18 protein-coding genes are annotated in these 22,925 nt (G+C 68.6%); 7 read left to right on the top strand and 11 right to left on the bottom strand.

Translation table 11 applies throughout. From position 1 onward, the window contains the following. Positions 1 to 97 precede the first annotated feature (97 nt). Both ACIQTU_RS15035 and ACIQTU_RS15040 read left to right on the top strand, forming a co-directional pair. On the top strand, positions 98 to 2,956 hold the full coding sequence (locus tag ACIQTU_RS15035; RefSeq protein ID WP_400548871.1) for a M16 family metallopeptidase: 2,859 nt from the start codon (positions 98 to 100) through the stop codon (positions 2,954 to 2,956). Positions 2,957 to 3,013: 57 nt separating this feature from the next. Further along, complete coding sequence (locus ACIQTU_RS15040) at positions 3,014 to 4,051, top strand: tetratricopeptide repeat protein (protein ID WP_400548874.1); 1,038 nt, start codon at positions 3,014 to 3,016, stop codon at positions 4,049 to 4,051. A gap of 4 nt (positions 4,052 to 4,055) precedes the next feature. On the opposite strand, the gene ACIQTU_RS15045 is transcribed toward ACIQTU_RS15040, so the two are convergent. From ACIQTU_RS15045 to rlmN, 3 genes are all read right to left on the bottom strand, one after another. Beyond that, positions 4,056 to 4,883, bottom strand: coding sequence for a serine protease (locus ACIQTU_RS15045; RefSeq protein WP_400548877.1), 828 nt, complete (start codon positions 4,881 to 4,883; stop codon positions 4,056 to 4,058). A gap of 13 nt (positions 4,884 to 4,896) precedes the next feature. Further along, positions 4,897 to 5,340 carry a DUF350 domain-containing protein gene (locus ACIQTU_RS15050; protein ID WP_400548880.1) on the bottom strand — a complete coding sequence of 148 codons (444 nt, stop codon included), beginning with the start codon at positions 5,338 to 5,340 and terminating at the stop codon, positions 4,897 to 4,899. A 133-nt stretch (positions 5,341 to 5,473) separates the two neighbouring features. Next, positions 5,474 to 6,661, bottom strand: a complete 1,188-nt coding sequence (gene rlmN, locus ACIQTU_RS15055; protein ID WP_400548883.1) for a 23S rRNA (adenine(2503)-C(2))-methyltransferase RlmN — start codon at positions 6,659 to 6,661, stop codon at positions 5,474 to 5,476. A gap of 335 nt (positions 6,662 to 6,996) precedes the next feature. On the opposite strand from rlmN, the gene ACIQTU_RS15060 reads away from it, so the two are divergent. Both ACIQTU_RS15060 and ACIQTU_RS15065 read left to right on the top strand, forming a co-directional pair. After that, the gene (locus tag ACIQTU_RS15060; protein ID WP_400548886.1) at positions 6,997 to 7,581 is read left to right on the top strand and encodes a manganese efflux pump MntP family protein; all 585 of its coding nucleotides are present in this window, start codon (positions 6,997 to 6,999) and stop codon (positions 7,579 to 7,581) included. Positions 7,582 to 7,664: 83 nt separating this feature from the next. Beyond that, a complete protein-coding gene (locus ACIQTU_RS15065) occupies positions 7,665 to 7,880 on the top strand; it encodes a hypothetical protein (protein ID WP_400548889.1) in 216 nt (71 codons plus the stop codon). A 61-nt stretch (positions 7,881 to 7,941) separates the two neighbouring features. Here the strand turns inward: ACIQTU_RS15065 and ACIQTU_RS15070 are convergent, their stop codons facing one another. Continuing rightward, complete coding sequence (locus tag ACIQTU_RS15070; RefSeq protein ID WP_400548891.1) at positions 7,942 to 9,378, bottom strand: peptide MFS transporter; 1,437 nt, start codon at positions 9,376 to 9,378, stop codon at positions 7,942 to 7,944. A gap of 185 nt (positions 9,379 to 9,563) precedes the next feature. Between ACIQTU_RS15070 and ACIQTU_RS15075 the strand changes: the two genes are divergently transcribed. Then, positions 9,564 to 10,604 carry a proline racemase family protein gene (locus ACIQTU_RS15075; RefSeq protein WP_400548894.1) on the top strand — a complete coding sequence of 347 codons (1,041 nt, stop codon included), beginning with the start codon at positions 9,564 to 9,566 and terminating at the stop codon, positions 10,602 to 10,604. 28 nt (positions 10,605 to 10,632) lie between these two features. Continuing rightward, positions 10,633 to 12,426 (top strand): aminopeptidase P family protein, encoded by a 1,794-nt coding sequence (locus ACIQTU_RS15080; RefSeq protein ID WP_400548897.1) that lies wholly within the window; start codon positions 10,633 to 10,635, stop codon positions 12,424 to 12,426. Between the two features lie 68 nt (positions 12,427 to 12,494). Here the strand turns inward: ACIQTU_RS15080 and ACIQTU_RS15085 are convergent, their stop codons facing one another. From ACIQTU_RS15085 to ACIQTU_RS15115, 7 genes are all read right to left on the bottom strand, one after another. Further along, positions 12,495 to 13,745, bottom strand: coding sequence for an NAD(P)/FAD-dependent oxidoreductase (locus ACIQTU_RS15085; protein ID WP_400548900.1), 1,251 nt, complete (start codon positions 13,743 to 13,745; stop codon positions 12,495 to 12,497). Next, on the bottom strand, positions 13,742 to 14,917 hold the full coding sequence (locus ACIQTU_RS15090) for a M24 family metallopeptidase (RefSeq protein WP_400548903.1): 1,176 nt from the start codon (positions 14,915 to 14,917) through the stop codon (positions 13,742 to 13,744). The genes ACIQTU_RS15085 and ACIQTU_RS15090 overlap by 4 nt, the downstream gene beginning before the upstream one ends. A 127-nt stretch (positions 14,918 to 15,044) precedes the next feature. Continuing rightward, a complete protein-coding gene (locus ACIQTU_RS15095) occupies positions 15,045 to 15,743 on the bottom strand; it encodes a GntR family transcriptional regulator (RefSeq protein ID WP_400548906.1) in 699 nt (232 codons plus the stop codon). 79 nt (positions 15,744 to 15,822) lie between these two features. Beyond that, positions 15,823 to 16,821 carry a 4-hydroxyproline epimerase gene (locus ACIQTU_RS15100; RefSeq protein ID WP_400548909.1) on the bottom strand — a complete coding sequence of 333 codons (999 nt, stop codon included), beginning with the start codon at positions 16,819 to 16,821 and terminating at the stop codon, positions 15,823 to 15,825. A gap of 12 nt (positions 16,822 to 16,833) precedes the next feature. Beyond that, the gene (locus tag ACIQTU_RS15105; RefSeq protein WP_400548912.1) at positions 16,834 to 17,763 is read right to left on the bottom strand and encodes a dihydrodipicolinate synthase family protein; all 930 of its coding nucleotides are present in this window, start codon (positions 17,761 to 17,763) and stop codon (positions 16,834 to 16,836) included. A gap of 72 nt (positions 17,764 to 17,835) precedes the next feature. Further along, the gene (locus ACIQTU_RS15110) at positions 17,836 to 19,275 is read right to left on the bottom strand and encodes an aldehyde dehydrogenase family protein (protein ID WP_400548915.1); all 1,440 of its coding nucleotides are present in this window, start codon (positions 19,273 to 19,275) and stop codon (positions 17,836 to 17,838) included. A gap of 43 nt (positions 19,276 to 19,318) precedes the next feature. Continuing rightward, entirely contained in the window at positions 19,319 to 20,347 is a 1,029-nt protein-coding gene (locus ACIQTU_RS15115; protein ID WP_400548919.1) for an Ldh family oxidoreductase, read from the bottom strand. Between the two features lie 153 nt (positions 20,348 to 20,500). Between ACIQTU_RS15115 and ACIQTU_RS15120 the strand changes: the two genes are divergently transcribed. After that, on the top strand, positions 20,501 to 22,822 hold the full coding sequence (locus ACIQTU_RS15120; RefSeq protein ID WP_400548922.1) for a DPP IV N-terminal domain-containing protein: 2,322 nt from the start codon (positions 20,501 to 20,503) through the stop codon (positions 22,820 to 22,822). Positions 22,823 to 22,925 lie beyond the last annotated feature (103 nt).

The raw sequence follows: 22,925 nt of genomic DNA on the forward strand, positions 1-22,925 counted from the left end.
ATTACAGCACCGTAAGGTGCGCGGCGGGATTTGACGCTGATAGGGTCCGGTCAACTGCCCCCGGCGCCGCTTGCGGGGCGACCGGAACCTGACGCCCATGAAGACCCGCCTGATCCTGACCGCCTGCGCCTCGGCCCTGCTGCTGGGCCTGCCCGCCGCCGCCTTCGCTGAGGGCGCAGCGCCCGCGACCGTAACCACCGTCGCACAGGGCGGCGTCGCCGTCCCGCCGCTGGGCTTCCACAAGCGCGTCCTGGCCAACGGCATGGAGGTCTATACCGCCCGCGACGCCTCGACCTCGAACGTCACGGTCCAGGTCTGGTACCGCGTGGGGTCCAAGGACGATCCGGCGGGCCGCTCGGGCTTCGCTCACCTGTTCGAACACCTGCTGTTCAAGTCGACCAGGAACATGCCGTCGGAGACCTTCGACCGTCTGACCGAGGACGTCGGCGGCATGAACAACGCCTTCACCGCCGACGACGTCACCGCCTATTACGAGGTGGTCCCCGCCAACCACCTGCAGCGCATCCTCTTCGCCGAGGCCGACCGCATGGGCTCGCTGGTGGTCGACGAGCCGACCTTCGTCTCCGAGCGCGACGTGGTGAAGGAGGAATACCGCCAGCGCATTCTGGCCAGCCCCTACGGCCGCCTGTTCGGCCTGTTCACGCCCGAGACCATCTATCAGGACCACCCCTATCGCCGCCCGGGCATCGGCTCGATCGAGGAGCTGAACGCCTCGACGTTGGACGACGTCCTGCGCTTCCACGCCACCTATTATCGGCCCGACAACGCCATGCTGATCGTGGCCGGCAACTTCGATCAGGCCCAGTTGGACGGCTGGGTGAACGAATACTTCGCCCCGCTGCAACGCCCGGCCACGCCCATGCCGGTCAATGATGTGAAAGAGCCCGAGCCGACCGGCCCGCGCACCGCCACCTATTACGCGCCCAACGTGCCCCTGCCCGCCGTGGTCCTGGCCTGGAACACCGTGGCCTATCGCGACGCCGACCGCGCCGCCCTGACCGTGCTGGATGGGGTGCTGTCCACCGGCGAAAGCAGCCGCCTCTATCGTTCGCTGGTCTATGATCAGCAGATCGCCGCCTCGATCGGCTCCAACCCCGACTTCGCCCAGCAGGCCGGCAACCTGACCGCCTACGCCATCATGGCCGACGGCCAGACAGTCGAGGCCGGCAAGGAGGCCCTTGAGGTCGAGATCGCCCGCCTGCGCGACGCGCCGATCACCGCCGCCGAACTGAGCGAGGCCAAGAACGAACTGGTCGCCAACGCCCTGCGCGGCCGCGAGAGCATCGACGACCGCGCCACCACCCTGGGCATGGCCCTGATCATGACCGGCGACGCCACCGCCGCCGACCGCGAGATCGCTGAGTTCCAGGCCGTCACCGCCGCCGACGTGCAGCGCGTGGCCCGCCGCTATCTGACGCCGCAGCGCCAGATCACCATCAACTACCTGCCCGCCGACGACGAGCATCCCGCCAGCGTGCAGAAGATGAACGTCAGCGCCCCCGTCACCGTGGCCGAACTGGCCCCCGCCGGCCCCGTCGCTGTCCTGCTTCCCGAAGCCCAACGCGCCCGCCTGCCCCAGCCGGGCGCCGAGGTGGCCCCGTCCACCCCAGCCGTGGCCGACTTCCGCCTGGCCAACGGCATGCGGGTGCTGGTCGCCCCGACCGACGGCCTGCCGCTGGTCTCGGCCCGCCTCAACTTCAACGCCGGTTCGGCCAATGATCCGGCGGGCAAGCCCGGCGTCGCCGCCATGACCGCCGGCCTGCTGACCCAGGGCACGACCACCAAGTCGGCGCCCGAGATCGCCACCGCCATCGAACAGCTGGGCGCCAATATCGGCGCGGGCTCCGGCGCTGACTTCACCAATGTCTACGCCAATGCGCCCAAGGACGTGTTCGGCCGCTCGCTGAGCCTGATGGCTGATCTGGTGCGCCACCCGGCCTTCGCCGCCGAGGAATTGGAGCGTCAGCAGTCGCAGACCCTGGACGGTCTGCGCGTGGCCCTCAGCCAGCCCGGCTCCATCGCCGCCCAGTCGGTCGGCCGCGTCATCTACGGCGACGCCCCTTACGGCGCGCCCGGCGGCGGCACCCTGACCAGCGTCCCGGCCATCACCCGTGACGACGTGACCGCCTTCCACGCCGCCCGCTATCGCCCGTCGCAGGCCACCATCGTCTTCTCGGGCGCCGTGACCCCGGCCGAGGCCCGCGAACTGGCGCAACAGGCCTTCGGCGACTGGCGCGACCCGTCGACCGCCGCCCCCGCCCCCGCCGCCAAGGCCGGTCCCACCCTGCCGCCGCGCATCGTCGTCATCGACCAGCCGGGCGCAGGTCAGGCCGCCGTCACCGCCGCCATTCGCGGCATCAAGCGCACCGACGCCGACTACTTCCCCCTTACCCTGGGCAACACCCTGCTGGGCGGCGGCTTCTCGTCGCGCCTCAATCAGGAAATCCGCATCAAGCGCGGCCTGTCCTACGGCGCCCGCTCTTCGGTCGGCGCCCAGCAGGACGTCGGCGTCTTCACCGCCTCGACCCAGACCAAGAACGAGACGGCGACCGAGGTGGCCGACCTGATCCTGGCCGAGGTCGGCAAGCTGGGCACGACCCCGGCGACCGAGGCCGAACTGGCCCCGCGCCGCGCCACCCTGATCGGCGGCTTCGGTCGCTCGCTGGAGACGGTGGACGGTCTGGGCGGCCTGGTCGCCAACCTGGCCCTCTACGACCTGCCGATGAGCGATCTGGCCGACTACGCCGGCAACGTGCGCTCGGTCACTCCGCAACAGGTCGAGGCCGCCTTCGCCGAACACCTGCCCACCGACCGCGCCAGCCTGGTCATCGTCGGTGACGCGTCCAAGTTCATCGACGCCCTGCGCGCCAAATACCCCAACGTCGAGGTCATCCCTCTGACCGACCTGAACCTGAACAGCGCCACACTGCGCTAAGCGCCCCTTGCCACGGCCTCCGATTTCCGGCCAAGCTGGAAATCGGAGAACCTTGCTATGTCGAACAGAGCCGTGGCCGCGCTGATGGCGGCTGGAACCATCTGGCTGACCGGCTTGCCCGTTCAGGCGCTCTCATCCGCGCTCGATCCGCTGGACGACGCCCTGACGCTGCTTCAATCCGACCCCGTTGCAGCGGTAGCCGCCCTGGAACCGCTGTCAGCCGCCGGCGATGTCGAAGCGACCGCGTCATTGGCCTCGGCCCTGGAAATCGCCGGAGGCGACCCTGAGCGGTCAGAACGCCTTTGGGCCCAAGCCCTCGTCGGCGGGTCGCAGAACGCGCGATTGAACATCGGCATGCGGCGACTGTTGAACGATATCGATACGGACGACGCAGAAGCCTTCGCCATGCTGCAGGGACTCGACGAACCTCAACAAGCCTTCGCAGCCTACCCCATGGGCCGAGCCTATCTGTTCGGACAGGGCGTAAAACAGGATCTTGGACGAGGCTCTCGCCTGATGGCGCTCGCAGTCAAGAACGACCCCCTCAACACGGACGCCCGGTTCTTGCTGGGACGCGCCTATCGCAATGGCTGGGGTATTCCGGTCGATGCCAACGCCGCCTTCATCCATCTGAAGATCGCCGCTGACGCCGACGACGCCCGCGCGCAATGGAACCTCGGCATGATGCTGCTGTCCGGCGAGGGCGTCCCGGCCGACCCGGCGCTTGCCTACCGCTACGTTCGGAAATCTGCGGAACAGGGGCACGAGGACGGCATGATCTCGCTCGCCGTCATGCTGGCCCTTGGCCAGGGCGTGAAACCGACCCCCGCCGAAGCGCGGCTCTGGTATGAGCGAGCCGCCAGACAAGGCTCCGCCCACGCTCTTCGCGGGTTGGGCATGATGACCTTCGTCGGAGAGGGCGGAGAGAGCGAACCAGTGACCGGCGCGGCCTATGTGGAAATAGCGGCCGAAGCCGGAGACTCCAACGCCGCCATCATGCTGCAACGCTACGCTGAACCGATGTCAAACCTTCCTCGCGCATCAATCAACGCGGTCAAGGCGAAGTGGATCGAAGCGCACGGCGCGCCGCACTAACATCTCAAGCCGTCAGACAGACCACCTGGGCCACGCGCAGATCGCGGCGGAGGCGGTCGGCGACCTTGCCGTAGTTGTCGGTGTTGACCGCCTCGCCCAGGGCCTTTTCGTCGGCGCGCTGTTCGCCGCGGATTGCGGGGACGAAGGTGTCGGGCGCAGTGGTGTAGATCAGACCCCGGCGCGGAGCCTCGGCGATGGTCACGCCCAGAACCCGGCCCCGGCCGTCCAGCACCGGGGCGCCCGACAGGCCTGACAGCGTCCCCTTCAGGCCCTTGGTGCGCCCGGCCTCGGCCCAGGCCAGCACCGGCTCGTCGCGCTCGCCCCGTCCCCGGACCTTCAGCGTCTCGCGACCCAGCAGGCGCGAGGCCACTTCGCCGGGATGGCCCTGCGGGAAGCCCGGGTGGAAGGCGCGTTGGCCCTTGCGCAGCGGCGTCTGGGCGGCGACCGGCAGGGCGGGCGGCCCGCCCTCCGTCAGCAGCAAAGCCACGTCAGCGCGCTCTGCCAGCCGGACGTCGGCGGCCAGCGCCCGCCCGCCGCCGATCACCAGGGCCGGGCGGCGACAGCCCTCGACCACATGCCGTGCCGTGACCCAGCGCCCGTCGCCGGCGATTGAAAAAGCGGTGCCGGAGGTCGGCTGTTCGGACTCTTCGGGGGCGAAGACAGTGACTGAAGGGTCGAACGGCGTCACCGGTCCCAGCAGGGGGCCGTGGGCCTCGTCGTCCTCGGGCAGGTGGGGGGCGTCGGCCTTTTCGCGACGACCCAGGGAGACAATCAGCAGGGCGCCGATCACCGCCGCATAGATGGTCCAGTCGGGAAGGCGCGGAAAGCCCATCACGGCGCCGCCCTCAACCCGTCAGGGCGGCGGCCAGGATCAGGGCCGTGGCCAGCTTGGCGCCCGCCAGCACCACGGCGGCGGCGACCTCGCCCTTCTCGATGCGCTGCGGCAGGCCGGTCAACATCAGGTCGACGACGCGGAAGGCCAGCAGTTGCAGCACCACCGTCGCCACGCCCCAGATGGCGATGTCGCGGATCGAGGTCGAGATCGACAGGGAGACGGCCAGCGGAATGGCCAGCCCGACCAGCACCCCGGAAAAGGCCACGGCGGCGGCGGGATTGCCCTGACGGATCAGCGCCACCTCGCGCCACGGCGTCAGCAGGGCATAGACGGTCGCCCCGATCGCCAGCAGACCGAAGGTCACGACCAGATGCAGGACCAGGATTGGAAAGCCGGTGGCGAAGGCCTGAACCTCGGGACTCGACAGCACGCTGGGCAAAGACGACGCGTCCATGATGTGCGAGCCCGCAGCCCCCTGCTGAAAACGGAACGAAAGCAAAACACCCATGCCCAAGCGAACAGGGCTCCGCTAGAGCATCGGGGCCACAGTCGTTCAAGAAAACGGTGTTACGCACATGATGGCGACATCATGCCGCCGCGGCGTCGTCCGCGTCAGCCTCGCGCTCGGCCTTGAGACGCGCCGAGGCCCGCTGCTTCTCGCTCTCGGACTTGAGCTGGCCGCAGGCGGCCAGGATGTCGCGGCCGCGCGGGGTGCGGATGGGCGAAGCGTAGCCAGCCTTGTTCAGGATGGCGGCGAAGCGTTCGATCGTCTTCCAGTCCGAGCACTCATAGTCGGTGCCGGGCCAGGGGTTGAACGGGATCAGATTGACCTTGGAGGGGATGCCCTCGATCAGCTTGACCAGGGCGCGGGCCTCGTCGGGGCTGTCGTTGACGCCCTTCAGCATGACGTACTCGAACGTCACGCGGCGGGTGTTGGCCAGACCCGGATAGGCGCGGATGGCGGCCATCAGCTGGTCCAGCGGATATTTCTTGTTCAGCGGCACCAGGACGTCGCGCAGGGCGTCGTTGGTGGCGTGCAGGCTGATCGCCAGCATGGCCGCCGTGCGGTCGCCCAGGGCCTGCAACTGCGGCACCACGCCCGAGGTCGAGACCGTGATGCGGCGCCGCGACAGGGCGATGCCCTCGTTGTCCGAAATGATGTCGATGGCGTCGGAGACGCTGTCCAGATTGTAGAGCGGCTCGCCCATGCCCATGAAGACGATGTTGGACAGGCGGCGGTCTTCCTTGGGCGACGGCCATTCCTCCAGGTCGTCGCGGGCCACCTGGACCTGGGCCACGATCTCGGCCGTGGTCAGGTTGCGCACCAGCTTCTGCGTGCCGGTGTGGCAGAAGGTGCAGTTCAGGGTGCAGCCGACCTGGGAGGAGACGCACAGGGCACCGGCCCGGCCCACGTCGGGAATATAGACGGCCTCGACCTCGATGCCCGGCGCGGTGCGGATCAGGTATTTGCGCGTGCCGTCCTTGGAGATCTGACGCTCGACGATCTCGGGGCGGGCCAGGGTGAAGGCCTCACCCAAGGCCGCGCGGGTCTCCTTGCCGATGTCGCTCATCAGGGCGAAGTCAGTGACGCCGTAGTGGTGGATCCAGCGCCAGACCTGCGAGGCGCGCATCTTGGCCTTCTCGGGCGGGCAGATGTTCGCTTCGATCAGCGCATTGCGCAGGCCCTCGCGCGTCAGACCGGACAGGTTGACGGGGGCTTTGCCAATACCGTTGGCGGGGGCGGAAGCACGCGAAAGGTCGAGCGTGATGCTCAAGGCTGGATATCCTGCGGCGGAGGTGAAGGCGAGGCGTCTAGCACAGATGGGGCCTCCTGTCGCCTTTGGCCATTTCAGCCGCATTTTGTACGCCCCAGGAAATAGTCTGTCCGAGCGCCAAACGGTTGATCCGCGCCGCCCCGGCGGCTAAAGCCCGCCGCGTTGGGGAGTAGCTTCCGGCGTCTGTCAGCCGGGATCGTGTCAACATACTTGCCTCCGCAGGGGGCATGGCGCGATCAGCGGATCTCATCCGCCTAGCGAGACCAGCACGATCCGGGGGCCGAGCCGGCCTGCGCCCGGACGTGCTGTCACGCGCCCGGCTGAGTCTACTGTCCATGACCCCTGTCGCCATCGCCATCCTGTCGCTGAGCATGTCCGCCGACGCCTTCGCCGCCGCCATCGGCCGCGGGGCGCAGCACCGCCCCACCCTGCCGCAAGCCCTGCGCTCGGGTCTGGTGTTCGGGGTGATCGAGGCCATCACGCCGCTGATCGGCTTCGCCCTGGGCATCGCCGCCGCCAGCTTCGTCGCCGCCATCGACCACTGGATCGCCTTTGGTCTGCTGGGCGCGGTCGGCGGCAAGATGATCTGGGAGGCGCTGAAGCCCGAGGACGACAACAAGGAAGCCGCCGAAGCCAAGAAGGCCGTTTCGCGCGGCCTGGTCGCCCTGGTGGCCACCGCCGTCGGCACCAGCATCGATGCGGGCGCGGTCGGCGTCGGCCTGGCCCTGCTGGGCGAGAACATCTGGCTGATCGCCGCCTGCATCGGCCTGACCACCTTCGCCCTGGCCACCCTGGGCCTGCTGATCGGCAAGGCGGCGGGCACGCGGCTGGGCAAGATCGTCGAACTGGTCGGCGGCGTCGCCCTGATCGCGCTGGGCCTCAAGATCCTGCTGGAGCACCTGGGGGTATTGGCGTTCTGAAGAACGCCTTGCATCAAGGGGGCGGCTGGCGGAACGTCCGCCCTCGGCGAACCGTTAAGCCGTCAGTCGCAAGGAGCCCCATCATGCGCGCAGTCCTCATCCTCGCCGCCCTCGCCTCCCCTCTGGTCCTCGGCGCCTGCGCCACCGGCAAGGCCATACCGACCTATCAGCAGGACCTCGACAAGCTTGAGGCCGAGTGCACGGCGCGCGGCGGCATCCTGACCCCCAGCGGCGCCACCACCGGGCGCGCCCAGACGGACTATCTGTGCAAGATCACCGGCGCGACGCGCATTCCCTAGAACTAGATTAGCCCCCTGGGATCGCCCGGGGCAGTTCATGGTCCTCCGCCAGACGCCGCGTCTAGACGCGGTCAAGCGGCCCCTCGGCCGCCTTGGCCAACGCCCGTTTCACCGGCCCGCGCAGCGCCAACAGGATCACGGCGCTGACGCCCACGACGACGGCGTGAAGCAGCCAGAAGCGGTCCGCGTTCATGGTCTCCAGTCGCGTACCGACCCACCCCACCAGATTGTTCGCCACGAAAAGGTGCAGATAGAAAATTCCGACGATGGTCGCCCCGACGGCTTGCGGCGCCATGCGGACATAGAGGGCCAGGGCGACCGGGACGAGGTGCGCGAAACCGATGCTGTTGATGATGTGGAAGGCCACCGCCCACCACAGGCTGATCTTGCCGCCGCCCGCCGCCTGGGCCGCCGCCGCCAGCAGCAGGAAGGCAACCACGGTCATCACGGCGCCGATGGCCAGCTTGGTGATCTCGACCGGCTCGGCGAAGCGACGCGACCAGACCCGCCAGAACAGGACCGACAGCGCTAGCATGGCGACCGAGGCGGCCGCGTCGAAGGTGATCAGCCAGCTGGTCGGCATGGTGCGGCCGAACAGGGTGAAGTCGTAGCTGGCCTGCGCCCAGATCATATAGGCGTTGAAGATCTGCTGGTTGCCGAGCAGGGCCAGGGCCAGAACGGGCAGCATCGCCAGCAGCAGAGCCAGAACACGCCAATCGGTCGCCGACAGGCGCAGACGCTCCTCCTTTTTCTGGACGACGATCTTCGGCTCAGCCGGAAGATGGCGTGCGCCCGCCATGTAGATCGCGAGGCCCACGGCCATGCCGACGCCCGCCGCCGCGAACCCGTAGTGCCAGCCGAAGACCTCGCCCAGGGTGCCGCAGACCAGCGGCGAGGCGATCACTCCGGCGCTGATGCCCAGATAGAAGATTTGGAAGGCGTCGGCGCGCGCGTTGTCCTCGGGCGGGTAGAGGGCGCCGACCTGGACCGCGATGTTGCCCTTGAAGCAGCCGGTGCCGATCGCCAGACACAGCAGCGCTCCCAGGAAGGAGACGTCGAAGGCCATCAGGAAATGGCCGATGGTCATCAGCGCCCCGCCCAGCAGGATCGTCCGGGTTCGCCCCAGCCAGCGGTCGGCGACCAGCCCGCCCAGCACCGGCGTCAGATAGACCAGCCCCGTGTAGATGCCGAACACCGCCGAGGCGAGCGCCTGGATCGACAGCGGCCCATAGACGGCCTCCAGCGCGGCGCGGAAGCCGCCGAAACCGGCGACATTCTCGATATGGCCCGGCTGAAGCAGCTGACCGACCATGTAGAGGACCAGCAGGGTCTGCATGCCGTAGTAGGAGAACCGCTCCCACGCCTCGGTGAAGGCCAGATACCAGAGGCCCGCCGGATGACCGAACAGTCGGCGACCCGATGCATCGACAGGCGCAGGTGCAGAAGGGGGCGAGGCTGGGGTCACGGCCGCGGCGCGGATGTCCACGCTCTCGGTCATGACGCGACCCCGGGCAGGACCCTGGCACGAAGGTTCGGACGCTTCATTATCCCCTCCAGAATAACGCAGACTGATCAGCCTCAGAGCCGCCTCCCCATCAGCGCTCCGGGCTCCAGCAATAATGCTTTGCATGCCATTATAGTATACGATATCTGATCCGGCAACGCGTTGAGAGGGAGCAGCGAGTGGTCAACGACTTGGGACTGAGGGCGGAGCGTCTCGCCGTCATCGACATGCATACGGCGGGCGAGCCGGTGCGCATCTTCGACGCGACGCAACTCAACATCGCCGGCGACACGATCCTGCAGAAACGCCGCACCATGGGCGACCGGTTCGACCATCTGCGCCGCGCCATGATGCTGGAGCCCCGCGGCCACGCCGACATGTACGGGGCCATCCTGGTCCCGCCCAGCCATCCCGCCTACGACGCCGCCGTACTGTTCACCCACAACTCGGGCTATTCGACGATGTGCGGCCACGCCACCGTCGCCCTGGGCCGCTTCCTCTATGATCGGGCCCGCCAGCAGGGCCGGACGCAGACCCGTTTCACCCTGGAATGTCCCTGCGGCCCGGTGGCTATCGAGGTCGCGCCGGACAGCGATCCGGCAGCCGCGCCCTCGGTGCGGTTCGAGAGCGTCGAGTCCTTCGCCCTGTCGCTGAACGACAGCATCGCGCTGGACGGCTTCGGTCAGGTCGCCTTCGACATCGGCTATGGCGGCGCCTTCTACGCCATCCTGCCCAGCAGTCGTCTGGGCCTCGACTTCCACCAGACGCCGATGGACCAACTGGTCCACGCCACCGGCAAGCTGGTGGCCGAACTGCGCGCCACGCGCAGCTTCCGCCACCCCGAGGAGCCGGACCTGTCCTTCCTCTACGGCGCCATCCTGACCGACGGCGACCGCCTGACGCCGGGCCGGCTCACGCATAATCTCTGCTGGTTCGGCGAGGCCCAGATCGATCGCAGCCCTACCGGCAGCGGCGTCTCGGCGCGCCTGGCCGTCGCCCACGCCAAGGGCGAGATCGCCCCGGACGCCGCCCTGCCCTTCGCCGGGGCGTCAGGTCAGGCCTTCGAGGGCGCCGTCGCCCGAATGACCGAAGGCGGGATCATCGCCGCCGTCTCGGGCCGCGCCTACTACATGGCCCGCTCGGAGCTGATCCTGGAGGCCCAGGACCCCTTCGCCCACGGCTTCGCCCTGCCCGCCTGTTTCGGCGACTACCTGGCGTGATCGCCCGCTCAAACCCTGAGGCTTCCTGATGGACAGACTGCAGATCGCCGCCGGCTGGACGCCATCTCGGCTCGACAGCCTTCGCGCCGAGATGGCGAAGAGCGGGCTGGACGGCTTCATCATCCCGCGCTGGGACGCCCATCAGTCCGAGTATGTCGTGATCGCCGACGAGAGGCTGGCCTGGGCCACGGGCTTTTCCGGCACCTGGGGCCTGGCCGTCGTCACCCGCGATCGCGCCGCCGTCTTTGTCGACGGCCGCTATACGGTGCAGGCCCAGGCCGAGGTCTCGCAGACCCATTTCGAACTGCAGCACCTCTATGACGAGCCGGTCGAGCGCTGGCTGGCCCGCACCGCCGCCAAGGGCGAGGTCTACGGCTACGACCCCCTGATCCTCAATCCCGCCGTCCACGCCCAGATCGAACCAGCGATGATCGAACAGGGCGCGTCGCTGCGCGCAGTGTCGCCGAACCCGGTCGACCGCGCCTGGGTTGATCGCCCCGACACCCCGATCAAGCCGGCCTTCGCCTTCCCCGTTTCGCGTTCGGGCGAGACTTCGCTATCGAAGCGCCAGCGTCTGGCCGAGCGCCTGCGCGCGGCGCGCACCGACCTTCTGGTCGAAACCCAGACCGACAACATCGCCTGGCTGCTCAACTGGCGCGGCGACGAGGTGCCCGACAACCCCATCGTTCAGGCCTTCATGCTGGTCGACGCCACCTGCGGCGTCGATCTCTTCGTCGACGCCCGCAAGCTGGGCGATGACGTCGCGGCCTTCGAGCTGGAGGGCGTGACGCTTCATGAGCCCTCGGCCTTCCTCGAGCGCCTGAGCCAGCGCCTCAGGGGCGGCGAGCGGGTGTCGATGGATCCCAGGTTCTCGCCGGTCGGAGCGGCGACGGCGGCGCGCGAGGCCGGGGCGACGGTCCTGATCGAAGGCAATCCGCTGACGGCGCTCAAGGCGGTCAAGAACCCGGTCGAACTGGCCGGTCTGCGCGCGGCGTCGCGGCGCGACAGCGTCGCCTGGGTCCGCTTCCTCGCCTGGCTGGAGGCGGAGGTCGCCGTGCGGCCGGTGTCGGAAATACAGACCGAGGAGCAGATCCTCGGCTATCGCAGCGAACTGGAGCATTTCGTCAGCCCCAGCTTCCGCACCATCGCCGGCGCCGACGCCAATGGCGCCATGTGCCACTACAACGCGCCCGCCGAGGGCGGCGCCATGATCGGGCGCGACAGCCTGTTCCTGATCGATTCCGGCGGACAGTATCTGGACGGCACCACCGACACGACGCGCACCGTCTGCTTCGGCCCGCCGCCCGCCATCTGGCGCAAGCATTTCACCCTGGTGCTGAAGGGCCATATCCGCCTGGCCACCCTGCGCTTCCCGAACGGCACCCGCGGCTATCAGATCGACGCCTTCGCCCGCGAAGCCCTGTGGGCGCACGGCCTCGACTATGACCATGGGACCGGACATGGCGTCGGCCACTTCCTGTCGGTGCACGAACATCCGCAGCGGATCGGCAAGGACCCGGTCATGGCCCCCATCACGGCGGGCATGACCCTGACCAATGAGCCGGGCTATTATGAAGCGGGTCGCTACGGCATTCGCATCGAAAACCTGTGCGAAGTGGTCGAGGACGGCGCCGGCTTCATCCGGCTGCGCGACATGACTCTGGTGCCGCTGGATCGACGTCTGATCGATCTGGACCTGCTGACCGCCGAGGAGCGCGCCTGGGTCGATGGCTACCATGCCCGCGTGCGGTCGGAGCTGGCCGAGTTGATCTCCGATCCGTTCGCGGCGGACTGGCTGATCGCCAATACGGCGCCGCTCTAACCGTCGCTCACACTGTCCGACACCCGGTTCGGCTCCGCCTCTGGCGGAGCCGTTTCGCTATCCGGTCCTCAACGGAACCGCTCGATCCGCAAGGCGTCCAGCCACGCCGGGGCCGGTCGTCCCAGCGCCATCTGCTCCATCAGTTCCGCCGTCGAGGCCGCCAGCGTCAGGCCCAGGTGCTGATGGCCGAAGGCGTAGTGGATCGCCGGATGGGCCTGCAGCCGTCCGATCGCCGGCAGGTAGTCGGCCAGCGTCGGGCGCGGCCCGCACCAGCGGTCGGGCGCCTCGGAAAAGGCGACGCCCAGCGTCTGCAGATGCGTCTCGATGTGACGCCATTTGCGCGGGTCCGGCGCCGCTGACGGATCGCCGAACTCGACATGGCTGGAGGCGCGCAGGCCGCCCTTGAAGCGGGCCACGGCCAGGGCGCGGTCCTCAAACACCGTCAGCGGCAGATCCTCCGGCCAGGCGTGTTCCGCCGACTGCACCGAATAGCCCCGCTCGCCGATCAGAGGGACGCGCACGCCCAAGGACGCCATCAGGCGCGCCGACCAGGCGCCGGCGGCGACCACCGCACGGTCCGCATCCACGACCGAGCCGTCCGCCAGCACGACCTCGACCGCACCAGCGACGGGTCTGACAGCGGCGACATCGGCATGGACCATGCTTCCGCCGCGCCGCACGACGGCCTCCAGCAGGGCGTCGCGCACCCTTTGCGGTTCGCTGACCTGGCCGGTGCCGGTGAAGCGAATGCCACCGGCCGGACGCCTGGCCAGGACGCCGTCGTAGGCGGCCAGATCGTCCGCCTCCATCGGTCGGAAGGTCGCGCTGCCCGTGCGGGCGCCGCGCCAGGCTGCCAGCCCCTTGCGCGCCGCCTCGGGCGTCGACCAGACCACGGCGTGGCCGGTCGAGCGGATCAGATCATCGGGCGCCTGGGCCAGGGCGGCCAGCCGCGTCCAGGCCCCGAGCGGATCGTCTAGCAGGCGCCCCAGAACCTCCGCCCCGTGCGCCGCAGCGGCGGGCCGCGAGGCGGCGAGGAAACGCAGCGCCCACGGCCCCCAGAGGGCGACGTCGCGCGCCCTGAAATCCAGCGGTCCGCCAAGGCCGAACAGCCGCCCGACCGCACCTTTCAGCGTCGCCGGCGACGGCATGGGTTCGCATTGTTCGGCGGCGATGTGGCCGATGTTGCCGAAGGAGGCGCCGCGCCGGGCGTCGCCCCGGTCGATCAGCACCACCTCAAACCCCGCCGCCTGCAGCCGTAGGGCGATCGCCGCGCCGACCAGTCCGCCGCCGACAACCGCCCAACGCCGAGGCGTCGTCACGCGGACGCGCCCTCGCCAAAGGGATCGTCCAGGCTGTGCGACGGCTGAGTGAACCAGACGGGGCCCGTCTCGCTCATATAGAAGTGGTCTTCCAAGCGGACCCCGAACTGGCCCGGTATCACCAGCATGGGCTCGTTGGAGAAGCACATGCCGGCTTGCAGCGGCGTCGTGTCGCCACGCACCAGATTGGGCGCCTCGTGGATGTCCAGACCGATGCCGTGGCCGGTGCGGTGCGGCAGTCCCGGCAGGCGATAGTCGGGGCCGTAGCCGAGGCCGGTTAGATAGTCGCGGGCGCCAGCGTCGACGCTCTCACACGGCGCGCCGATCTGCGCCGCAGCAAAGGCGCGGGCCTGAGCTTCCTTCTCGTGGTCCCAGACCGCGCGGAACGCCGCCGTCGGTTCGCCGAAGACATAGGTGCGCGTGATGTCGGAGTGATAGCCGTCCACAAGCGTGCCGGTGTCGATCAGCACCACGTCGTCTACCTGCAGGGCCCGGTCGCCCTCGCCGCCATGCGGCAGGCAGGTGTCGTCGCCGAACGAGACCAGACAGAACCAGGACCCGCCCTCGCCGCCCAGCTTGCGGTGCTCGGCGTCGATGAAGCGCTTGACCTCGGAGGTCAGGACGCCTGCCTTCAGCCAGTGACGGGTGCGGCGCTGCACCTCCAGGGTGATGGCCTTGGCGCGGGTCAGAAGGGCGATCTCGGCCGGAGACTTGAGACTGCGCAGGGCCGTGATCAACGGACCGCCGTCGACCACGCGGTCCGCGCCCATGGCCTTGCTCAGGCCCAGCCAGATGAAGGCCGCCGCCTGATCATCGACCGCCAGCCGTGCGCCAGCCTCCAGACGACCGGCCACCAGGGCATAGGGGCTTTCTTCCTCTTCCCAGGTCAGGATCTCGCCCGCCACCGCATTCGGCGCCGAGGTCAGACCTGCGATCTTGTCCAGCTCGAACCGGGGACAGATGTATTCCAGCCGTCCGTCCGCATGGATCAGGGCGCCCGTCAGGCGCTCTGACGGATGCCAGTCCAGGCCAGTGAAATAGCGCAGCGAGGCTGTCGGACCGAGCAGCAGGGCCGACAGGCCCTGCGCCTGCAGCCGCGCGGCCAGGGCCTGAATGCGGGCGCCCCGCTCGTCAGCGGTGATGGGGGCGGCGGAAGGTGCGAAAAAGGTCATGTCAAAACGTATATCGTATCTGATTTAGGCCTGTTTCTCTCACGCTTCAGATCGCCCGGCAAGGCCGGTAAACCCCGATGGCGAAATCGCTGCGTTCCGCCCGCACCGATGCGCGCAGGAAAACGCCCTAGGCGCGCCTGCGGCTACGGCCCGCGACGGCCGGCGCCGTGCCGGTCTGGCCAAATTCCTCGCGCAGATCGCGCAGAGTATGCTCCAGATGTTCGGCCACCAGGCGGCGAACGGTCTTGGCGTCGCGATCCAGCCAGGCCTGCAGGATCTCATGATGCTCGGCCGCCGCCGTCACGTGGCGATCCTTGTTTTCAAGGTGCTTGCGCACATAGCGGTCGGCCATGACGTGCAGGCGCGCGGTGATTTCAGCCGTCAGGATTCGTCCGCCGGGCTGGGTCAGGGCCATGTGGAAGGCCCGGTTGAGCGGGCCGACGCTGGGCAGATGGGCGGCGGCGGCGGCGTCCAGTTCGGCCAGCACGCGCTGCGCGGCGGCGCGCTGCTCTTCGTTGGCGGCGAGGCTGGCCTGGGCCGTGGCCTCGGGCTCCAGCTTCAAACGCAGCTCATAGATCTCTTCGGCCTCGGTTGCGCTCATGCCGCGCACGAAGAAGCCTCGGTTGGCGTGCGACACCACCAGTCCGTCCTGCTCCAGCCGCACCAGGGCCTCGCGCAGCGGAATCTTGGAGACGTTCAAATCCGCCGCCAGGGCATCCTGACGGATCGGCACGTCCGGCGGGATCGCGCCGGACAGGATCATGTCGCGCACCACCTCCATCAGACGGTCGGACAGGGTGCGGACTTCAAGCGGGGATGCGGCCATGCGGTCTATCGAGTCGACTGGGCCGGACGCCCAGTTTCACCCATAGCGCGCGATGGCCACAATTACGACGCGGAATGCGTCAGACGACCTGGAACCCCTTCCAGAAAGCGTCTCGGCGATCCACCCAGATGGTGTTGAATCCCGTAGCGACCGCCGAGCCCTCGATCGAGGGGATGATGGCCTTGTAGTCGCCCACCGTCGTCTCGGCCTCGACCCGGCCGATGAAGCGGCTGCAGATGTAGCTTTCATGGACGAAGGCCTCGCCGACCTTCAAACGTCCCTTGGCGTGCAGGTGGGCCAGCCGCGCCGAGGTGCCGGTGCCGCAGGGGCTGCGGTCGATGGCCTTGTCGCCATAGAAGACGGCGTTGCGGCCGTCAGCTCCCGCGCCTTTCGGCTTGTCGGCCCACAGGACGTGGCTGACGCCGTTGATCGACGGCTCTTCCGGGTGGACTGGCTGGAAGGCCGCGCGGACTTGCTCGCGCACCAGGCCGCTCAGTTCGATAATGCGGCTGGCGCCCAGGTCGTCCAGGCCCGTGTAGGAACCCTGCGGTTCGACGATGGCGTAGTAGTTGCCGCCGTAGGCGACATCGACCTTCAACGGGCCGAAGCCCGGCGCCTCGATCTCTATGCCTTCCGCCGCCAGATAGGCCGGGACGTTGCGGATGCGCACCGAGGTGACGCGGTCGCCCTCGGTCTCATAGGCGATGTCCAGGACGCCGGCCGGAACCTCGATCTTCAATTGTCCGGGCGAGCGTGGCCGGATCAGGCCGTGCTCGAGCCCGAAGGTGATCATGCCGATGGTCCCGTGGCCGCACATGGGCAGGCAGCCGCTGGTCTCGATGAACAGGATGCCCGCATCGGCGTCGGGCAAGGTCGGCGGGTAGAGGAACCCGCCGCTCATCATGTCGTGACCGCGCGGTTCGAAGCACAGCGACGTCCGGATCCAGTCGTAGCGGTCGAGGAAGTCGAGCCGCCGCTCGGCCATGCTGGCCCCCGACAACAGGGGCGCGCCGCCGGCGACCAGGCGAACCGGGTTGCCAGCGGTATGACCGTCAATGCAGAAGAAGACGTCGCGCATCAATGCTCCTGATCAGACGATCTTGAGGGCCTTGCCCGAGCCGACAGGCCGCGTCGCCGCCGCCTTCTCGACCATGGCGATGACTTCAGCCCGGCGCGCGCCCGTCAAGGGCATGCGCGGCATGCGAACCCGCTCGTTGCCCCGCCCCATGATGGCCTCCGACAGCTTGATCGACTGCACCAGGTCCGACACGGCGTCGAGGTGCAGCAAGGGCATGAACCAGCGGTAGATCTCGACCGCGCGGGCCAGATCGCCGTCCTTGACCGCCTTGACCAGGGCCACGGATTCCTCAGGGAAGGCGTTGGTCAGGCCCGAGACCCAGCCCTTGGCGCCCAGCACCAGGCCTTCCAGCGCCACGTCGTCCAGGCCGACCATGACGGAATAGCGGTCGCCCAGTTCGTTGAAGATGTCGGTGATGCGCCGCGAGTCTGGCGCGCTTTCTTTCAGGGCCACGATGTTGGGCACGTCCGACAGGCGCTTCAGGTCTGCGTTGGTCAGCGCGATCCGGTACATCGTCGGGTTGTTGTAGAGCATGATGGGCAGGCTGCTGGCCGCCGCCACGGCGCGGAAGTGGGCCTCCAGTTCCTCGGCCGACGGCATGTAGACCATGGCCGGCAGCACCATCAGGGCGTCCACGCCGATAGCCTCGGCGTCCCGGGCGTAGACCTCGGCGCGGGCCGTGGTCATTTCACTGACCCCGGTGATGATCGGCACGCGGCCGTCCGCGACCTCGACCGCCGCCTTGAGGACGGCGCGCTTTTCGTCCGGCTCCAGCGAGTTGTTCTCGCCGACCGTGCCCATGACGATGATGCCGTCGACGCCGTCCTTGATCAGGCCGTCCAGCACCTTCTGGGTGGCGTCCAGATCAACCGCCAGCCCCTCGTCGAATTGAGTGGTCGCCGCCGGGATGACTCCGGTCCAGTCCAGCTTCGCCTTGGCCATAAGCCATTCCTCCTAAGCAGATTATTTTCGTATACGATATTCAAATACCAACGAAGTCAAGCGAATAGCCGCCTATCCCACGCTGTAGCTGGTCTTTGTGAGCGTGAAGAAATCGGCGGCGGCGAAGCCCTGTTCGCGCGGGCCGTAGGACGAGCCCTTCGTGCCGCCGAACGGCACGTGATAGTCGACCCCGGCGGTGGCCAGATTGACCATGGTCATCCCCGCCCTGGCCCGTTTCTGGAAGTCGCGGGCGTGCTTCAGCGACTGGGTGACGATGCCCGCCGACAGGCCGAACTCGGTCCCGTTGGCGATCGTCAGGGCCTCCTCGTAGTCCTTGACCCGGATGGTCGAAGCGACGGGGCCGAAGACCTCCTCGGTGTTGATGCGCATGGCCGGATCAGTGTCGGCGATCAGGGTCGGCTGGACGTACCAGCCGGGCGCGTCGCGGGTCAGACGCTCGCCCCCGGCGACGACCTGACCGCCCTCGAAGGCGGCCAGCTCCATGTAGCGATAGGAGGTCTCGCGCTGATCCTCGCTGACCGCCGGGCCGACCTGGGTTTCAGGATCAAGGGCGTGGCCGACGCGCAAGGCGGCGACCTTCTCGGCCAGGGCGGCGACGAAGCGGTCGTGGATGCCGTCCTGCACGATCAGGCGGCTGGAGGCGGTGCAACGCTGGCCCGTGGCGAAGAAGCTGCCGTCCAGGGCGATGGCCACGGCCCGGTCCAGATCGGCGTCGTCCAGCACGATCAACGGGTTCTTGCCGCCCATTTCCAGCTGCACCCGCGCCTGTCGCGCGACGGCGCCTGCCGCGACGCCCGCACCGACCTTCTGCGAGCCGGTGAAGCTGACACCCGCCACATCCTTGTGGTCGACGATGGCCTGACCCACGCGACCGCCGCCGATGACCAGGTTCAACACGCCCTTGGGCAGGCCGGCTTCATGCAGGATGGCGACCAGGGCCTCGGCGGTGGCCGGGGTGTGGCTGGCCGGCTTCATCACCACCGTATTGCCGAAGGCCAGCGCGGGCGCCGCCTTCCACGCCGGGATGGCGATGGGGAAGTTCCAAGGCGTGATCAGGCCGAACACCCCGACCGGCTGGCGATAGGTCTGCACCTCGACGCCGAGCCGGGTCGAGGCCAGGTTCTGACCGTGCAGCCGCAGGGCCTCCCCGGCGAAGTACTTCAGGATACGGGCGGCGCGCGCCGTCTCGCCGATGCCCTCCGCCAGGGTCTTGCCCTCTTCGCGCGACAGCAGGCGGCCGACGACTTCGCGGCGCTCCATCAGCAAGGTTCCGGCCCGGTCCAGCACGTCGGAGCGCACCTCGGGCGAGGCGTTGGCCCAGCCGTCGAAGGCGGCCGAGGCCGCCGCGACCGCCTCGTCCACCTCGGCCGCGCCGCCGTTCGGCGCCAGGGCCACCACCTCGCGGGTGTCGGACGGGTTCAGGCTCTCGCCCCTTCCCGCCCCCCGGCGTTCGCCGTTGATCCAGTGGCTCAGTTCGATGGGGGTGGTCATGGGTTTTCTTTCGTGAAGACAGGCAGGGCGGAACGGCAAGGCGTCAGAAGCCCAGGGCCATGATCTGGTCGTAGAGAACCTTGGGCGTGCGCACCCCGCGCTCCAGACTGCGGGCGCGGGCCTCGTAGCGGCGCTGCGACGGCAGGCGCGCGCCCTGGTCGGCGAAGGCGGCGAACAGGGCCTCGGCCCTAGCGGCGTTCGCCTCGGGATCGCCGCCGCCCATGATCGCCGGGTCGAAGGCCAGGATCAGTTCGCCGTGCATGGGCGCCGCCTTGTCGCCGTCGTCAAAGGCCATGGATTCACGGCTGGTCAGATCGCCGATCAACGGCCCCGCCATCAGTTCGATCATGGTCGACAGGGCCGAGCCCTTGTGCCCGCCGAAGGTCAGCATGGCCCCGTCCAGGGCCGCACGGGCGCTGGTCGTGGGGCGGCCCTCGGCGTCGACGCCCCAGCCCTCCGGGATCGGCTTGCCGGCGATGTCGTGCAGCGACATGTCCCCGCGCGCGATGGCGCTGGTGGCGAAGTCGAAGACGTACGGGTGGGGCCCCGGACGCGGCCAGCCGAAGGCGATCGGATTGGTGCCCAGCAGGCCCCGCTTGCCGCCCGCCGGCGCCACCCAGGAATGGCTGGGCGTCATGGCCAGGGCCGCCACGCCCCTCCCGGTCAGGTGCTCGATCTCGGGCCACAGGGCCGAGAAGTGGAAGCAGTTGTTGATGACCAGGGCCGCCACCCCGACCGTCTTGGCCTTTTCCACCAGCAGGGGGGCGGCGCGCTCGAAGGCCAGCAGGGAATAGGCGTAGCCCGCATCGGCCCGCACCAGGGCGGGCGAGACGTCCTCGATCACCGGCTCGGCGTCCAGCGACATCTTTCCCGAGCGCATGGTCATGACGCAGCCCGGCAGACGATAGAGACCATGCGAAGCGCACTCATCCCGCTCGCCTGCCGTCAGGGCCCGGGCCACCGCCTCGGCGTGCGCCGCCGACAGACCCGCCCCCGTCAGCACGCGCCGCGACAGGGCGAACACCTCGTCGATCGACAGGACCACCGTCTCCTGGGCCTCGAATACGCTCACATCATTCTCCCGCCTAAAATCGTATACGATGCTGTCGAAGTATGCGTGAAACATCAAGCCTCGCCGAACGACAGCGGCGCTTGACGCCGACAGCGATCAGCTTCACGACTGCGATTTATCGAATACTGTATCCGATTTTAAGGGGGAAACTTCATGAAGCGCCTACCCGCCCTGGCCGTGCTGCTGATGAGCAGCGCCGCGCCCCTGACCGTCGCCCCGGTCTTCGCCACGCCGGCCTTCGCGAGCGTCGAAGCCGCCGCGCCCGCCGCCATGTCGCCCGCCGTCTACGCCCGCGCCGAGGCCGTACTGCCCCAGCACGTCGACGAGCTGATCTTCGGCCTGAGCGTCCGGCCGCAATGGATCGGCGACGGCGCCGAATTCTGGTTTGAACGCCGCACGGCGGAGGGGCGCGACTATGTGCTGGTCGACCCGACCTCGGGCCAGACCCGACCCCTGTTCGACCACGACGCCCTGACAGCGCAACTGGTCGCCGCCTCGGGCAAGTCGCTGGCGCGCAAGGATCTGCAGCTCAAGGGGCTCAAGGTCGACGACAAGACCCGCAAGCTGGAGTTCGCTTACGACGGCCGCAACTGGCGCTTCGATCCCGCGACCAACGTGATCGAGGCGGCGGCCGAGGCGGCCAAGGGCGTGGTCTCGCCCGACGGCCGCTGGCGCGCCGAGGTGCGGGACGGCGACCTGATCATCGTCTCGACTGCGGACGGCGCCGAGCGGCGGCTGACCCAGGACGGCGCCGCCTCGCCCTACGCCCAGCCCCTGATCAATCTGAAAGACATGGCGGCCCAGGGCACGTCGGAGCCCACGACGGCCCCGGCGATCCGCTGGTCGCCGGATTCGCGCTACATCGTCACCTACCGCATCAACCGCGACCATGCCCGGCGCCTGTCGCTGGTCCAGTCCGCGCCGAAGGACGGCGGGCCGCCGCGGGTCCTGGACTACCTCTATCCCCTGACCGGCGACGCCGAGATTCCGACGGCCGAGGGTGTCTTCTTCGAGGTCGAGAGCGGACAGCGTATCCCCATGAAGACACCGGCGCGGCCGGTCCTCTACTACGGCGGACCCTGGTATGAATGGAGCGCCGACAGCCGCGCCGTGTTCGAACGCGCCCCGACGCGCGGCTATGGCGCCCTGCAGTTGAATCGCATCGAGGCGGCGACCGGCGAGGTCCGACTGCTGACCGAGGACAGGTCCGACACCTATGTCGACTTTTACGGTCACTTCTGGTCCTACGACGACAAGTCGAACACCCACTTCTGGACCGCCGACCCGGACGGCTACGCCCATGTCTACGCCGTCGACGCCGAGACGGGCGCGCGGCGTCAGCTGACCTCGGGCGACTGGCGCGCCCGGACGGTGGCGGGCGAGGATCACAAGTCCCGGCGCGTTCTGGTGGTCGGCTCGGGCCGAGAGGCGGGACGCGACCCCTATCTGCGCCATCTCTATTCGGCGCCCCTGGCGGGCGGACAACCGCGCCTGCTGACGCCCGAGGCCATGGATCACGACGTCTCGGTCTCGCCCGACGGCCGCTACTTCGTGGACAATATGTCGACCATCGACCAGCCGACCCGCTCGGTCCTGCGTCGTTCCAGCGACGGCCGCATCCTCATGGAACTCGGCCGTGCCGACGTCAGCGCCTATCTGGCCGCGGGCTATCGCCTGCCCGAGCCGTTCCAGACCATGGCCGCCGACGGCGTGACCCCCATCTACGGCGCCCTGTTCAAGCCCGCCGACTTCGATCCGACCCAGCGCTATCCGATCATCGAGGACATCTACACCGGGCCCCACTATGTGATGACGCCCAAGTCCTTCGAGGCGGCGATGACCGGACGCAACGCCAACTCCATCGCCCAGCTGGGGGTCGTCGCCGTGACCATCGACGGGCGCGGCACCTGGGGCCGCTCGCGCGCCTTCCAGCAGGTCGCCTACAAGAACCTGCACGCCGTAGGGCTGGAGGACCACATCGCCGGCATCCGCGCCGTCGCGGCCCGCAACCCGTGGATGGACGCCGGCCGGGTCGGGATCTACGGCTTCTCGGCTGGCGGCTATGACGTGGTGCGCGCCATGACCCGCCATCCCGAGTTCTATAAGGTCGGCGTCACCGCCTCGGGCAACCACGACAACCGGCTGGATAAGGCCATCTGGAACGAGCAGTGGATGGGGAGCGAGCTGGGCCCGCTCTACGATGAGAACTCCAACATCGCCTGGGCGCCGAAACTGGAGGGCCGCCTGCTGGTGGCCCACGGCGAACTGGACGAGAATGTGCCGCCCCTGGCCTCGCTGCGTCTGGTCGACGCCCTGATCAAGGCCAACAAGGACTTCGACTTCCTGATGGTGCCGAACGCCGACCATTTCCTGGACGCCGTGCCCTATTATCAGCGCCGTCGCTGGGACTTCTTCGTGCGCGAACTGCTGCATGAGACCCCGCCCGAGGCCTATCCGATGAGGCCCTTCGACTGACCGAGCGGCACAGCTGAAACAGAAAAAGGCGGACCGCAGGGTCCGCCTTTTTTTCTTGCCCGCGTCAGGGACGCCCCGGAAACAAGTAAAGGGGGCGGTCGAT

Origin of the sequence: Brevundimonas sp. NPDC090276, assembly GCF_044772165.1 — a bacterium.
Taxonomy (GTDB): domain Bacteria; phylum Pseudomonadota; class Alphaproteobacteria; order Caulobacterales; family Caulobacteraceae; genus Brevundimonas.